The 15,378-nt window shown below is 60.4% G+C and carries 11 protein-coding genes and 1 tRNA gene; 1 reads left to right on the top strand and 11 read right to left on the bottom strand.

What is annotated here, in order from left to right:
* Positions 1 to 611: 611 nt before the first annotated feature.
* Positions 612 to 908, top strand: a complete 297-nt coding sequence (locus M728_RS05675; RefSeq protein WP_026622916.1) for a hypothetical protein — start codon at positions 612 to 614, stop codon at positions 906 to 908.
* Positions 909 to 1,028: 120 nt separating this feature from the next.
* Here the strand turns inward: M728_RS05675 and rpoC are convergent, their stop codons facing one another.
* The 11 genes from rpoC to M728_RS05620 all read right to left on the bottom strand — a co-directional run bounded on the left by rpoC (position 1,029) and on the right by M728_RS05620 (position 15,015).
* Positions 1,029 to 5,234, bottom strand: coding sequence for a DNA-directed RNA polymerase subunit beta' (gene rpoC / locus M728_RS05670; RefSeq protein WP_026622917.1), 4,206 nt, complete (start codon positions 5,232 to 5,234; stop codon positions 1,029 to 1,031).
* Between the two features lie 189 nt (positions 5,235 to 5,423).
* Complete coding sequence (gene rpoB / locus M728_RS05665) at positions 5,424 to 9,566, bottom strand: DNA-directed RNA polymerase subunit beta (RefSeq protein WP_026622918.1); 4,143 nt, start codon at positions 9,564 to 9,566, stop codon at positions 5,424 to 5,426.
* A gap of 265 nt (positions 9,567 to 9,831) precedes the next feature.
* Positions 9,832 to 10,215, bottom strand: coding sequence for a 50S ribosomal protein L7/L12 (gene rplL / locus M728_RS05660; protein ID WP_012707747.1), 384 nt, complete (start codon positions 10,213 to 10,215; stop codon positions 9,832 to 9,834).
* A 58-nt stretch (positions 10,216 to 10,273) separates the two neighbouring features.
* The gene (gene rplJ / locus M728_RS05655; RefSeq protein ID WP_026612440.1) at positions 10,274 to 10,792 is read right to left on the bottom strand and encodes a 50S ribosomal protein L10; all 519 of its coding nucleotides are present in this window, start codon (positions 10,790 to 10,792) and stop codon (positions 10,274 to 10,276) included.
* Positions 10,793 to 11,123: 331 nt separating this feature from the next.
* The gene (gene rplA / locus M728_RS05650) at positions 11,124 to 11,822 is read right to left on the bottom strand and encodes a 50S ribosomal protein L1 (protein ID WP_026622919.1); all 699 of its coding nucleotides are present in this window, start codon (positions 11,820 to 11,822) and stop codon (positions 11,124 to 11,126) included.
* A gap of 4 nt (positions 11,823 to 11,826) precedes the next feature.
* On the bottom strand, positions 11,827 to 12,255 hold the full coding sequence (gene rplK / locus M728_RS05645; protein ID WP_012707743.1) for a 50S ribosomal protein L11: 429 nt from the start codon (positions 12,253 to 12,255) through the stop codon (positions 11,827 to 11,829).
* Positions 12,256 to 12,471: 216 nt separating this feature from the next.
* The gene (gene nusG / locus M728_RS05640) at positions 12,472 to 13,002 is read right to left on the bottom strand and encodes a transcription termination/antitermination protein NusG (protein ID WP_026612442.1); all 531 of its coding nucleotides are present in this window, start codon (positions 13,000 to 13,002) and stop codon (positions 12,472 to 12,474) included.
* 16 nt (positions 13,003 to 13,018) lie between these two features.
* Complete coding sequence (secE, locus tag M728_RS05635) at positions 13,019 to 13,219, bottom strand: preprotein translocase subunit SecE (RefSeq protein WP_026612443.1); 201 nt, start codon at positions 13,217 to 13,219, stop codon at positions 13,019 to 13,021.
* 196 nt (positions 13,220 to 13,415) lie between these two features.
* Positions 13,416 to 13,491, bottom strand: a tRNA-Trp gene (locus M728_RS05630).
* A 157-nt stretch (positions 13,492 to 13,648) separates the two neighbouring features.
* Positions 13,649 to 14,536, bottom strand: a complete 888-nt coding sequence (locus M728_RS05625) for an NAD(P)-dependent oxidoreductase (RefSeq protein WP_026622920.1) — start codon at positions 14,534 to 14,536, stop codon at positions 13,649 to 13,651.
* Between the two features lie 128 nt (positions 14,537 to 14,664).
* Positions 14,665 to 15,015 carry a hypothetical protein gene (locus tag M728_RS05620; protein ID WP_370906461.1) on the bottom strand — a complete coding sequence of 117 codons (351 nt, stop codon included), beginning with the start codon at positions 15,013 to 15,015 and terminating at the stop codon, positions 14,665 to 14,667.
* Positions 15,016 to 15,378: the final 363 nt, after the last annotated feature.

Here is a 15,378-nt window from a genome sequence, read left to right as displayed (position 1 = left end):
GAAATGCGCAAAACGAGGGCCGATCCGCCTTTTCGCAGATGGCCCCAACAAAAGCAGAGGACGCACTATCTCGTGCGTCTTGCGTGCAGCATTGTGTCGTCAGCGTGCGTTTTGAACCTTGTTTGAGGCGAACTCCAGAACGCGCCGTTCCGAACCAGCCAGCCTCACATGGGCTCTGATGCGGCGGGGTGTACTGATTTCGGGGCGATCCGTCAAGGGCAATTAGGAAATATTCTCGGCTTTGCAGCTCTGATATGCCCGGAAAACAAGGCTTTGCGGCGCCACCGGCGCTCCGAACGCAACCAGCGGCCCTTTCTTTGCGCCATCGTCGTCGCCGTTTAAGGAATCAGCAACCTCTTTCTGCCGTTTTTCCACGGTCGCGACTCGGGCTCATGCGAAGCTTCCCCCTTCTCTCGCCTCGCTCGCCGCAGCTTTCCTCAAGCGGGTTCCGCTTTCGCAAAATATGCAGTAGAGCAGGATGAGGCAAAGTGTGTCCGGTTTCCCCGCATCCCGCGTCTCAATTCATGAGAAACGATCGCGTCAGCGATTTCGGTCCTTCGACCTAAAAATCATCGCGATCCTCCGTTATCATTGCCTGAAGAGGATGTTCCATGCCCGTCACACCGGATAACGACAACGCACCAGACGAACCGCTGGTCTTCATCATCATCGGCAAGGCCTATGAAGCTGACGGCGACAAAGAGGGCGTCGACATTCACGTAATGCTCCGGGCGCCGGACGACGATACCGCCGTGCGGGAGGCGCTGAACGCACTTGCCGAGGAGGGCTTTCTCGAAGCCGATCTCGACCAGATCGGAACCTTGACCGGCATCCCGGAGGAGGAGCCGCACGCTTCCGCCTATCAGGGCGCTCTCGAAGGAGAAGTTGCGATCATCCGTTTCAGCTGACCGAGTCGCCCCGCCAAACTGAAAAGTCCAAGGCAAAAAGAAAGAAGCCGCCCGGAGATATCCGGGCGGCTTCTGCATTTGATCGAGAGGGTGCCACGTGCCGGCACCCTCTCCTTTTCCTTATTCCGCAGCGGCGTGATCGTCCGCCATGTCGGCGAGCATCGGCGTAGCTGCTTCCGCTCCGGTACCCTTGCGGCGCTCTTCGAGGATCAGTTCGTCGCGCGCCGTGGCGATACGGCGGATCTGCGTCATCGTGCCACCAGTACCGGCCGGGATGAGGCGGCCGACGATAACGTTTTCCTTCAGTCCTTGCAGGCTATCCGTCTTGCCGGCGACGGCAGCCTCGGTCAGGACCTTCGTGGTCTCCTGGAACGACGCGGCCGAGATGAAGGACGGCGTTTGCAGCGAGGCCTTGGTGATGCCGAGCAGAACCGGCTCGCCATAGGCAGGCTTCTTGCCTTCGGCGATCAGCGCATCGTTGACATCCTCGAGCTCGATGCGGTCGACATTGTCGCCGACGATGTAAGTCGAGTCACCGGCGTCGGTGATTTCGACCTTCTGCAGCATCTGCCGGACGATGACCTCGATGTGCTTGTCGTTGATGACGACGCCCTGCAGACGGTAGACTTCCTGGATCTCGTTGACGAGGTAGGAAGCCAGCGCTTCCACGCCCTTGATCGCCAGGATGTCGTGCGGCGCCGGGTTGCCGTCGAGGATGTAGTCGCCCTTTTCGATGTAGTCGCCGTCCTGAAGATGGAAGGGCTTGCCCTTCGGAATCAGGTACTCGACCGGCTCGACACCGTCTTCCGCCGGCTCGATCATGACGCGACGCTTGTTCTTGTAATCGCGACCGAAGCGAACCGTACCATCGATCTCTGCGATGATTGCGTGATCCTTCGGACGACGAGCTTCGAACAGCTCGGCAACGCGCGGCAGACCGCCGGTGATGTCCTTGGTCTTGGCGCTTTCGAGCGGCGAACGGGCAAGAACGTCACCCTGGCTAACCTTCTGACCCGGTTCGACGGACAGAATCGCGTCGACCGAGAGCATGAAGCGGGCTTCGCCGCCGCGGGCGAGCTTGGCGATGCTGCCGTTCTTGTCCTTGATGACGATCGCGGGCTTCAAGTCCGTACCGCGCGGCGTCGAGCGCCAGTCGATAACCTGACGCTTGGTGATGCCGGTCGATTCGTCGGTCGACTCGATAACCGAGATGCCGTCGATCACGTCTTCGAAGTGAACAGTACCTTCCACTTCCGTCATCATCGGACGGGTGTAGGGGTCCCATTCCGCGAAGCGCTGGCCACGCTTCACCTTGTCGCCATCGTCGACGAAGATCTTGGAACCATAGGCCACACGCTGCGAGGAACGCTCCACGCCGCGCTCGTCCAGGATCTGGATCGCCATGTTGCGCCCCATGGCAACGAGCGTGCCATCGGAGTTGCGCAGCATGTTGCGGTTCTTGATCTGAACCGTGCCCTCATAGGAGGCTTCCAGGAACGACTGGTCGACCACGGTCGCGGTACCGCCGAGGTGGAAGGTACGCATGGTGAGCTGGGTGCCCGGCTCGCCGATCGACTGCGCCGCGATGACGCCGACGGCCTCACCCATGTTGACCGGCGTACCGCGCGCCAGGTCGCGGCCGTAGCAGACGCCGCAGACGCCCGTCTGGATTTCACAGGTCAGCGCCGAACGGATGCGGACGGACTGGATGCCGGCCTTTTCGATGAGTGCGACATCGGCTTCGAGGATCATCTTGCCGGCATCGACGATGCGCTCGCCGGTGACCGGGTTGTCGATGTTGTCGAGCGCCGTACGGCCGAGAATACGCTGGCCGAGCGAGGCAACGACCTGACCGGCATCGACGATCGCCGTCATGGTGAGGCCCTTGTCGGTACCGCAATCGGTATGCGTGACGATGCAGTCCTGCGCGACGTCGACGAGACGACGCGTCAGGTAACCCGAGTTCGCCGTCTTCAAAGCGGTGTCGGCGAGACCCTTACGGGCACCGTGGGTCGAGTTGAAGTACTCGTTCACGGTCAGGCCTTCCTTGAAGTTCGAGATGATCGGCGTCTCGATGATTTCACCCGACGGCTTGGCCATCAGGCCACGCATGCCACCGAGCTGACGCATCTGGTTCGGCGAACCACGTGCACCGGAGTGCGACATCATGTAGATCGAGTTCATCGGCTTCTGGCGACCGTTGTCGTCGAACTCGACCGCCTTGATGCGCGCCATCATCTCTTCGGCGACCTTTTCGGTTGCCTTGCCCCAGGCATCGACAACCTTGTTGTACTTCTCGCCCTGGGTGATGAGACCGTCATTGTACTGCTGCTCGTATTCCTTCACGAGCGCTTCCGTATCGCCGACGATCTTCGCCTTCGTGTCCGGAATCACCATGTCGTCCTTGCCGAACGAAATGCCGGCGCGGCAGGCATGCGAGAAGCCGAGCTGCATGATCCGGTCGCAGAAGATGACCGTGTCCTTCTGACCGCAATGGCGATAGACCGTGTCGATCATCTTAGAGATGTTCTTCTTGGTCATCTCCTGGTTGCAGATGTCGAACGGAACGTTCGGGTTCCTCGGCAGCAGTTCGCCGATGATCATGCGACCGGGCGTCGTTTCGTAGATCTTCGAAACCGGGTTGCCCTCGGCATCGACGGTCTTGTAACGGCCGCGGATCTTGGCGTGCAGGGTGACGGCCTTCGTCTCCAGCGCATGGTGCAGTTCGCCCATGTCGGAGAAGGCCATGCCTTCGCCCGGCTCGTTCTGGTTCATGATCGAGAGGTAATAGAGGCCGAGAACCATGTCCTGCGACGGCACGATGATCGGTGCGCCGTTCGCCGGATGCAGGATGTTGTTCGTCGACATCATCAGCACGCGCGCTTCAAGCTGGGCTTCGAGCGACAGCGGCACGTGAACGGCCATCTGGTCGCCGTCGAAGTCGGCGTTGAAGGCCGTGCAGACGAGCGGGTGCAACTGGATCGCCTTGCCTTCGACCAGAATCGGTTCGAAGGCCTGGATGCCCAGGCGATGCAGCGTCGGCGCGCGGTTGAGGAGCACCGGATGTTCGCGGATGACCTCGTCGAGGATATCCCAGACTTCCGGCTTTTCCTTCTCGACGAGCTTCTTCGCCTGCTTGACGGTCGAGGAGTAGCCCTTGGCGTCGAGGCGGGCGTAGATGAACGGCTTGAAGAGCTCGAGCGCCATCTTCTTAGGCAGGCCGCACTGGTGGAGCTTCAGTTCCGGACCGGTCACGATGACCGAACGGCCGGAATAGTCGACGCGCTTGCCGAGCAGGTTCTGGCGGAAGCGGCCCTGCTTGCCCTTCAGCATGTCGGAGAGCGACTTCAGCGGACGCTTGTTGGCGCCGGTGATGACGCGGCCGCGGCGGCCGTTATCGAACAGCGCATCCACGGATTCCTGCAGCATGCGCTTTTCGTTGCGGATGATGATGCCCGGCGCGCGCAGCTCGATCAGCCGCTTCAAGCGGTTGTTACGGTTGATCACGCGGCGGTAGAGATCGTTGAGATCCGACGTCGCGAAGCGGCCGCCATCGAGCGGAACGAGCGGGCGCAGGTCCGGCGGGATCACCGGAATGACCTTCATGATCATCCATTCCGGGCGGTTGCCGGACTCCATGAAGTTCTCGACGATCTTCAGCCGCTTCATCAGCTTCTTCTGCTTCAGATCCGAGCTCGTCTCGGCCATTTCCGCGCGCAGATCGCCGGCGATCTTCTCGAGATTCATCGAAGCGAGCATTTCGTAGATCGCCTCGGCGCCGATCATCGCGGTGAATTGGTCTTCACCGAACTCGTCGACCGCAATCATGTACTCTTCTTCGCTCAGGAGCTGGTTCTCCTTGAGCGACGTCAAGCCAGGCTCCGTGACGATGTAGTTCTCGAAATAGAGAACGCGCTCGATATCCTTGAGAGTCATGTCGAGCAGCGTCGCGATGCGGCTCGGCAGCGACTTCAGGAACCAGATGTGGGCAACGGGCGCGGCGAGCTCGATATGGCCCATGCGCTCACGGCGAACGCGCGACAGCGTGACTTCGACACCGCACTTTTCGCAGATGATGCCCTTGTACTTCATGCGCTTGTACTTGCCGCACAGGCACTCGTAGTCCTTGATCGGACCGAAGATGCGCGCGCAGAACAGACCGTCGCGTTCCGGCTTGAAAGTACGGTAGTTGATCGTCTCCGGTTTCTTGATCTCACCGTAAGACCAGGAAAGAATCTTCTCCGGCGACGCAATCGAAATCCGGATGGAGTCGAAGGTCTGTGCAGGCACCTGCGGATTGAAAAGATTCATGACCTCTTGGTTCATGCCTGTCTCCTTTGAGGGCATTGAGCCCTGAGCTTGGCGAGGGTGCCGGCAAATCCCGGGCGCCGGCCCCTGCCCCATAAACAGCTAAAACCGCATCGGGTGCGGCCCTTGTTCCTGCCGCGGGCAAATCAGGCTGCCCTGCGGCGGAAACGGTGCGCGCCGCCTTCGCGGCACGCACCTGATATCGTCTTACTCCGCTGCGTCCGGCAGTTGCGCCGCTGCGCCGAGATCCTCGACCTTCGAGTTCTCGAGCTCGACCGAGAGGCCCAACGAGCGCATTTCCTTGACGAGAACGTTGAAGCTCTCCGGAATGCCCGCCTCGAAGGTGTCGTCGCCACGGACGATCGCTTCGTAGACCTTGGTGCGGCCAGCCACGTCGTCCGACTTGACCGTCAGCATTTCCTGCAGCGTGTAGGCAGCGCCGTAAGCCTCCAGCGCCCAGACCTCCATTTCGCCGAAGCGCTGACCGCCGAACTGCGCCTTGCCGCCGAGCGGCTGCTGGGTAACGAGCGAGTAAGGACCGATCGAACGGGCATGGATCTTGTCGTCGACCAAGTGGTTGAGCTTCAGCATGTAGATGTAGCCCACGGTCACCTGGCGATCGAACGTCTCACCTGTACGTCCGTCATAGAGCGTCGACTGACCGGTGACTTTGAGACCGGCCTTCTCGAGCATCTCATTGACATCAGCCTCCACCGCCCCGTCGAAGACCGGAGTGGCGATCGAGACGCCGCGACGGGTCTGCTCGGCCAGCCGAACGATCGACTCGTCGTCATACTGCTTGATCGGCTCGCCCTTCGGACCGGATCCGATGACGTCGTCGATCGTCTGCCGCAGCGGCGCGATATCGCCATTCTCCTGATAGGCGTCGAGCATGGCGCCGATCTTCCTGCCCATTCCGGCGCAGGCCCAACCGAGATGCGTCTCGAGGATCTGGCCGACGTTCATGCGCGACGGCACGCCGAGCGGGTTCAGCACCACGTCGACATGTGTGCCATCTTCGAGGAACGGCATGTCCTCGATCGGCACGATGCGCGACACGACACCCTTGTTGCCGTGACGGCCGGCCATCTTGTCGCCCGGCTGGATCTTGCGCTTCACGGCGACGAAGACCTTGACCATCTTCATGACGCCCGGAGGCATCTCGTCGCCGCGCTGGACCTTCTCGACCTTGTCCATAAAGCGCTGTTCAAGGCGCGACTTAGACTCGTCGTACTGGGCGCGAAGCGCTTCGATTTCACCCTGAGCCTTCTCGTCCTCGACGGCGAACATCCACCACTGCGAGCGCGGATATTCGCTGATGACGGCGTTCGAAAGCTCAGTGGCCTTCTTGAAGCCCTTCGGACCGGCAACGGCAACGTGACCACGTAGCATGTCGACCAGGCGAGCATAGACGTTGCGGTCGAGGATCGCCTGTTCGTCATCGCGGTCCTTGGCGAGGCGTTCGATTTCCTCGCGCTCGATCGCCATCGCGCGCTCGTCCTTCTCCACGCCGTGACGGTTGAAGACGCGCACTTCGACAACCGTCCCGAAGGTGCCGGGCGGCATGCGCATCGACGTGTCGCGCACGTCGGAGGCCTTCTCGCCGAAGATGGCGCGCAGAAGCTTTTCTTCCGGCGTCATCGGGCTTTCGCCCTTCGGCGTGATCTTGCCGACGAGGATGTCGCCTGGCTGAACTTCGGCGCCGATGTAGACGATACCGGCCTCGTCCAGGTTCTTCAGCGCTTCTTCCGAAACATTCGGAATGTCGCGCGTGATTTCTTCCGGACCGAGCTTCGTGTCGCGTGCCATCACCTCGAATTCCTCGATGTGGATCGAGGTGAAGACGTCGTCGCGCACGATCCGCTCGGAGAGCAGGATCGAGTCTTCGTAGTTGTAGCCGTTCCAGGGCATGAAGGCGACCAGCGCGTTGCGGCCGAGCGCCAGGTCACCGAGGTCGGTCGAAGGACCGTCCGCGATGATGTCTCCCTTGTTGATGACATCGCCGACGGTCACCAGCGGACGCTGATTGACGCAAGTGTTCTGGTTCGAACGCTGGAACTTCTGCAGCCGGTAGATATCGACGCCGGACTTCGACGGATCGAGGTCTTCGGTGGCGCGGATAACGATACGCGTCGCATCGACCTGGTCGACGACACCGCCACGGCGGGCGGCAATCGCCGCACCGGAGTCGCGTGCGACGACCGGCTCCATGCCGGTGCCGACGAACGGAGCTTCGGCCCTCAGCAACGGTACAGCCTGACGCTGCATATTCGAGCCCATCAGCGCGCGGTTGGCGTCATCGTTCTCGAGGAACGGGATGAGCGCGGCCGCGACCGAAACGAGCTGCTTCGGCGAAACGTCCATCAGGTTGATGTTGTCGCGCGGAGCCAGCATAACTTCGCCGGCGTGACGGCAGACGACGAATTCTTCCGCGAAGGAGCCATCGTCGTTCAGAACAGAGTTCGCCTGCGCTACGTGGTACTTCGCTTCTTCCATCGCCGACAGATAGACGACGTCGTTCGTCACCTTGCCGTCGACGATCTTGCGGTACGGGCTCTCGATGAAGCCGTACTTGTTGACGCGGGCGAAGGTCGCAAGCGAGTTGATGAGACCGATGTTCGGGCCTTCCGGCGTTTCGATCGGGCAGATACGGCCGTAATGCGTCGGGTGCACGTCGCGGACTTCGAAGCCGGCGCGCTCGCGGGTGAGACCGCCCGGACCAAGCGCAGACAGACGGCGCTTGTGGGTGATTTCCGAAAGCGGGTTCACCTGGTCCATGAACTGCGACAGCTGCGAGGAACCGAAGAATTCGCGAACGGCGGCAGCCGCCGGCTTCGCGTTGATCAGGTCCTGCGGCATCACGGTGTCGATCTCGATCGAGGACATACGTTCCTTGATCGCACGCTCCATGCGCAGGAGACCCAGGCGATACTGGTTCTCCATCAGCTCGCCGACAGAGCGGACGCGGCGGTTGCCGAGGTTGTCGATGTCGTCGATCTCGCCCTTCCCGTCTCGCAGCTCGACCAGCATCTTGACGACGGCAAGGATGTCTTCCTTGCGCAGCGTACGAACCGTGTCCGGGACGTCGAGGTCGAGACGCATGTTCATCTTCACGCGGCCGACGGCCGAGAGGTCGTAGCGCTCGGCGTCGAAGAACAGCGCGTTGAACATGGCTTCGGCCGAATCCATGGTCGGCGGCTCACCGGGGCGCATGACGCGATAGATATCGAACAGCGCGTCCTGCCGGTTCTCATTCTTGTCGGCAGCAAGCGTGTTGCGGATATAGGCGCCTACATTGATGTGGTCGATGTCGAGAACCGGGATCTCATCGAAACCGGCGGAAAGGATAACCGGCAGCGTCTTCTCATCGATCTCGTCGCCGGCTTCCAGGTAGATTTCGCCGGTTTCGACGTTGACCACGTCCTCGGCGAGGTAGTTGCCGTAAAGATCGTCGTCGGTCGCCTTCAGCGCCTTCAGCCCCTTTTCCTGCAACTGCCGTAGCAGGCGCGGCGTAAGCTTCTTGCCGGCCTCGACAACGACCTCGCCGGTATCGGCGTCAATCATGTCGGCGAGCGTCTTCTGGCCCTTCAGCGCATCCGGCTGGAACGGCACGCGCCAGCCCTCGCCGTCGCGCTGGTAGAGCGACTGCGTGTAGAAAGTGTCGAGGATTTCCTCGCCATCCATACCGAGCGCCATCAGCAGCGACGTCACCGGAATCTTGCGGCGGCGGTCGATGCGGGCGTAGACGATGTCCTTGGCGTCGAATTCGATATCGAGCCAGGAGCCGCGATACGGGATCACTCGGGCAGCGAAGAGCAGCTTGCCCGACGAGTGGCTCTTGCCCTTGTCGTGGTCGAAGAAGACGCCCGGCGAACGGTGCATCTGCGAGACGATGACGCGCTCGGTGCCGTTTACGATGAAGGTACCGTTGTCGGTCATGAGCGGCATGTCGCCCATGTAGACGTTCTGTTCCTTGATGTCCTTGATCGACTTCGCGCCGGTGTCCTCGTCGATATCGAACACGATGAGGCGCAGCGTCACCTTGAGCGGCGCTGCGTAGGTCAGGTCACGCTGGCGGCACTCTTCGACGTCGAATTTCGGCGGCTCGAATTCGTAAGACACGAACTCGAGCATCGAAGCACCAGAGAAGTCCTTGATCGGAAATACCGACTTGAAAACGGCTTGAAGTCCCTCGTCCGGACGCCCACCCTTAGGCTCTTCCACCATGAGGAACTGGTCGTAGGATGCCTTCTGAACCTCGATGAGGTTCGGCATCTCCGCGACTTCTGGAATTTTACCAAAAAACTTGCGTACGCGCCTGCGACCGTTGAACGAAAGGGTCTGAGCCATCGTCGCTCCTTGTCAATCTTGCATCCGGGCCTGCAACAGACGGGAACCGCTGGCCAGTCGGTCCCGTCGATCAATGAGTAGTTCAATCTCGTCAAGCTTTCGAAAGACGCCAGCACGGATTGCTGTGCTGTCTCACGATCGCGACCATCCTCTTGAAGAACCCATTACCCAAAAGCCGTTTGCGACAGGCTTTTGGGTAATATGTTCCAAAAACGGTCAAAGAGAGGCGGCCACAAGGGCCACCTCCCTTTCGCATTTCGTCGAATTACTTGACGTCGACCTTCGCGCCAGCGTCTTCGAGCTTCTTCTTGAGGTCAGCAGCTTCCGCCTTGGAAACAGCTTCCTTGACAGCCTTCGGAGCGCCTTCGACGAGGTCCTTGGCTTCCTTGAGGCCGAGGCCGGTGATGGCGCGGACTTCCTTGATGACGTTGATCTTGTTCGCGCCGGCATCCGTCAGGATGACGTCGAACTCGGTCTTCTCTTCTTCAGCGGCAGCAGCAGCACCGCCGGCAGCGCCGCCAGCGGCAGCAACGGCTACCGGAGCAGCGGCAGAAACGCCCCACTTTTCTTCGAGAAGCTTGGAAAGCTCAGCAGCTTCCAGCACGGTCAGCGAGGAGAGGTCTTCAACGATCTTTGCGAGATCAGCCATTTTACTTTTCCTTTTGTTCGGTTCGAACTGGTTTTAACTACAACAGCGAAATTCCGCCTCAGGCGGCTTCGTCCTTCTTGGCATAGGCCGAGAACACGCGGGCAAGCTGGCTTGCCGGTGCTGCGACAACCGTCGCGACGCGGGTTGCCGGGGCATTGATGAGGCCCAGCAGCTTCGCGCGCAGCTCGTCGAGCGAAGGCAGGGTCGCGAGCGACTTGACACCTTCGGCGTTGAGCGTGGTTGTCCCCATGGCGCCGCCCAGAACAACGAGCTTGTCGTTGGTCTTGGCGAAATCCACGACGACCTTCGGAGCCGTTACGGGATCGGCGCTGTAAGCAATCAGCGTCTGTCCCTTGAAGAGATCGGTCATCCCTTCAGACTCCGTGCCCTGAAGAGCGATCTTGGCCAGGCGGTTTTTCGCGACTTTGACGGTGCCGCCAGCAGCGCGCATCTTCGAACGGAAGTCGTTCATCTGCGCAACTGTGACACCAGCATAGTGGGCCACGACAACCGAACCGGAAGCCTTGAAGACTTCGTTCAGCTCCGTGACGAATTCGCGTTTTTCCGCTCTTTCCACTGTCTGTCTCCAGTTGGCAGGGTTGCAATTCGCAGCCCTGCCGGGTTTGCCTTTGTCACCCGGGATCATTCTCGATCCCAAGCAACGCTTAAGGATCCTGTCCCTTGGCGTTCCCGGGAGAGCCGGGTCTGACACAAGGCAAGCGAGGTTCGAACCGAATTTCGACGCCTCCGGCGTCACTTGAAATCCAGATCTTACCCGTCTCATGCGGGCAAGGTGATTAAGGTAAAACCACCCGCAATCTCGGACAGGAACTCCGGGCCGAAGCCCGGAATATTTCCGGCCCCGAAAGGCCGGAAATTCGGGTCACGGGCCGAAGCCCGCGAATTCATCAGGCAGCGCTGATCGTTGCCGGATCGATCTTGAGGCCCGGGCCCATCGTCGAGGAGACGGCCACGCGCTTGACGTAGTTGCCCTTGGCGCCGGTCGGCTTGGCCTTGATCACGGCATCGGCGAAGGCGCGGATGTTCTCTTCGAGCGCCTTGGCATCGAAGGATGCCTTGCCGACGCCGGCGTGAACGATACCCGCCTTCTCGACGCGGAATTCAACCGCGCCACCCTTCGAGGCCTTAACGGCCGCGGTGACGTCCATGGTGACGGTGCCGACCTTCGGGTTCGGCATCATGCCGCGCGGGCCGAGAACCTTACCGAGACGACCGACGAGCGGCATCATGTCCGGGGTGGCGATGCAGCGATCGAAGTCGATCTTACCGCCCTGGACGATCTCCACGAGGTCTTCCGCACCGACGACGTCGGCACCCGCAGCCTTGGCTTCGTCAGCCTTGGCACCACGGGCGAAAACGGCGACACGGACGGAACGGCCGGTACCGTTCGGCAGATTGACGACACCGCGGACCATCTGGTCGGCGTGGCGCGGATCGACGCCGAGGTTCATCGCGACTTCGATGGTCTCGTCGAACTTGGCGGTCGCACGCTCCTTAACGATCGTCACGGCTTCGGTGAGGCCATAGAGCTTCGCCGGATCAATGCCCTCGCGGGACTTCTGTACACGCTTTGCAATCTTCGCCATGGTCTTAGCCCGTCACTTCCAGGCCCATGGAGCGGGCGGAGCCCTCGACCATTGCCATTGCGCCTTCGATATCGGCCGCGTTGAGGTCCTTCATCTTGGCCTCAGCGATCGTGCGGATCTGAGCCTTGGAGATCGAGCCGGCCTTGGCCTTGCCCGGAGTCTTCGAGCCCGACTGGATCTTCGCCTCACGCTTCAGGAAGTAGCTGACCGGCGGCTGCTTCATGATGAAGGTGAAGGACTTGTCCTGGTAATAGGTGATGACGACCGGAATCGGCATACCCTTTTCCATTTCCTGCGTAGCGGCGTTGAACGCCTTGCAGAATTCCATGATGTTAATGCCGCGCTGACCAAGCGCAGGACCAATCGGCGGCGACGGGTTCGCCGAGCCGGCCTTGACCTGCAGCTTGAGCTGGCCTGCAACTTTCTTAGCCATTTCTCTCTGCCTCTTGCTGCCCCTTCCCGGCCAAGCCGAAAAGGGAACTCTTCAGCCGGTTGCCCGGCCACTTGCCGGTCGACCGACCGGCGGCTGCGGTTGCGTGGTGCGGATAGACCGACCCGGCTGAGACCGGACACCTCCCACGCGCATGCGGATCACTCCGCCGAGCAGACCGATGAATTCGGCCTACCCATTCTCATGAACCCGGTTCTGTCAGACCTTCTCGACCTGGCCGTATTCCAGCTCGACCGGAGTCGCGCGACCGAAAATCGACACCTCGACCTTCAAGCGCGATCGCTCCTCATCCACATCTTGAACGATGCCGTTGAAGGACGCGAACGGGCCATCCGATACACGGACCTGCTCGCCGATCTCGAACGAAACCGACGGCTTCGGCCGCTCGACGCCGTCCTGCACCTGGCCGAGAATGCGCTCGGCCTCGTAATCCGGAATCGGAACAGGCTTACTGTCCGTACCGAGGAAGCCGGTCACCTTCGGGGTGTTCTTGATGAGGTGATAGGCCTCATCGGTGAGATCGGCGCGAACAAGCACATAGCCCGGGAAGAACTTCCGCTCAGCATCAACCTTGCGGCCGCGACGAACCTCGACGACCTTCTCGGTCGGAACGAGGATCTTTTCGAAGAGATGGGACAGCCCCTTCTGCTTGGCCTTCTCCTCGATCGATTCGGCGACCTTCTTCTCGAAATTCGAATAGGCGTGAACGATATACCAGCGCGCAGCCATGCTACTCTCCACCCAATCAAGCGCCAACGTTGAGGACGAGGCTCATGAGCCAGCCCATCAATTGGTCCGCACCAAAGAAGAAAGCGGCGGCAAAAGAGACCATGACGAAGACCATCAGCGTCGAAATCGTCGTCTCGCGCCGCGAAGGCCAAGTCACTTTTGACGTTTCGGAGCGCACTTGCTGCAGAAACGTGAACGGATTCGTTTTGGATGCCATAAAATGCTCACGCCATTACGGCGCGTAAAGCCGATCTTTCAGCCCCACGCACCGCGTGTCTGTTTGGACCCTACATAAAGACCGATTCAGAAAACCACAAGAGCCAATCAGTCTTTTTTGTGAATATAAAATGACGGCCGGGCCGCCTCTCCGCGCATTCTGGCCGATTTCGAACACCGTGGCAAGAATGGCGAAATGGCAGGGGCAGAGGGGCTCGAACCCCCGACCTGCGGTTTTGGAGACCGCCGCTCTACCAACTGAGCTATACCCCTAGACCGCGACAGCGTCCCGCAACCGGGACGCATCTGAAGTCTGCGGCTTCATATTCAGTTTGCCGGACGCTTTCAAGCGCATTTGCGACAAAAGCCGAAAAAGATGCAAGAAATTTCCCCGGCCCTGCCCCGCGATGCAATCACCTGCGCGCCAAACCTACAGCTTCACGTATTTCCGCCAATTGTGCTCCTCTTTGAAGCCGAGCACCTCGCGAATCTTCCGATTGGAGAGGAGTCCTTCGAACTCGCCGATCTCCCGCGTGAAGGGAACATTCGGATAGAACCGCTTGGCGAGCTCGCGCGAAGGCGTATTGGCCGAGACAGTATCGTTAGCAGCATTGAATATTGCGAAACCGAGGCCGTCCTTCTCGACGCAGAGCTTGACGATCTGACCGAGGTCGCGCGCATCGATGTAGCTCCAGGCGATCCGTTTGCGGATTTCCGGATGCGCGAAATAATATGGGAAACGCTCGTATTCATGCGGCTCGATGACATTACCGATCCGCAGCGCATAAATGTCGAATCCGGAGCGCTCGGCGAAAGCCCGCGCCGTCTTCTCGTTCACCACCTTGGAAAGGCCATAGGAGTCCATCGGATCGACGTCGTAATCCTCCTCCAGCGGGAAATGATGGAAATCGCGATGGCCTTCCGCGAAACAGACGCCGTAAGTCGTCTCGCTCGAAGCGACGATGATCTTGCGGATACCGAGCTTCACCGCCGCCTCGACGACGTTGTAGGTGCCCATAACGTTCACCCGGAAGGTTTCGTTGTCGGGCTTGATGAGGATGCGCGGAATGGCGGCAAAGTGCACGACGGCGTCGAAGGGCTGCGCCCCGCGATCGAGATCGGGAAAATCCCGATGCATCGAAAGCGCATTGAACATCTGCCCGCTGTCGGTGATGTCGGCGATCAGATTGGTGACGCCGGGGCTGTCGAGCGGCACGAGATCGACATTGTGTACGTCGTAGCCCGCCTCGACAAGATAGGGCACGGCATGCCGTCCGGCCTTGCCGGCACCGCCGGTGAAAAGAATCCGCTTCTTCATAATGCCTCCCCCAAAGAAGAACGAAACGATAGTTAGATTCTTTGCGCCTCTGCGCAAGATGCGCTGTATCCGCACGGCGCCGCAAAACGCCGCTCACAATATCGGAATTCAATCCGGCCTTTGCTATCTCACCATCGCAAACTGTAGCGGATGTCGAAGATGCTGCGAGGCGCGAGCAGCGGGTCGGCAACGGCCGCGCCGAGATGAAGGTTGCCGAACTTCTGTTCGATCCCGACGCGAGTCAAACCTCTTACGCCGTCGCTGGAAAATTGCCCCTGCGCAACAAGCGCTGTTCGGGACGCAGGCGATGCAAGCTTGGCAGTTTGCGTGAGCTTAGGTTTCCGGCAGTGGTTCTCATAGGCATTGCACTGAAGGGCTATGCTTCGGTGGACCTCTGCATCCAATGTTGGCGTCACGATCCAGGTCCGCGCAGTACCTGCGCCAACACTGCCGGTGCCGGTCAAGGCGCTGAAGTCCATAGTTATCTGTGAGGTGCGCGCGGCGGCCCGCCTTCCGCTCTTCTGCGAGAACGCGCCCCAGAGGCGGACAGGCGCATCCGGTGGATTGAGTTTCCCCGAAGGCGCTGCGCCCATCGACAGATCGGCGCCGGCGCTCGTATCCCAGCGCCCCGGCAACCGTACACCGAGGCGCAGCTTGTAGGCGTTGGGCCCGGTCTTCGAAGGTGCCCAGATAAGCGGGTCGTTGTCAGCGGCTGACGCTTTGTGCGGAGCAGGTCCGACGCAAACAAAAACGATTCCAACCGCGGCAAGCCGCGCAAGAATGCATCTTTTCATTTGGGATTCCGATCCTCGGTCGCAACCGTTGCCATTCAGGCAAATCGT

It is taken from the genome of Ensifer sp. WSM1721 (genome assembly GCF_000513895.2).
Classification (GTDB): Bacteria; Pseudomonadota; Alphaproteobacteria; order Rhizobiales; family Rhizobiaceae; genus Sinorhizobium.
Note: the sequence above shows the minus strand (reverse complement) of the source record. Positions and strands in the feature narration are given on the sequence as shown.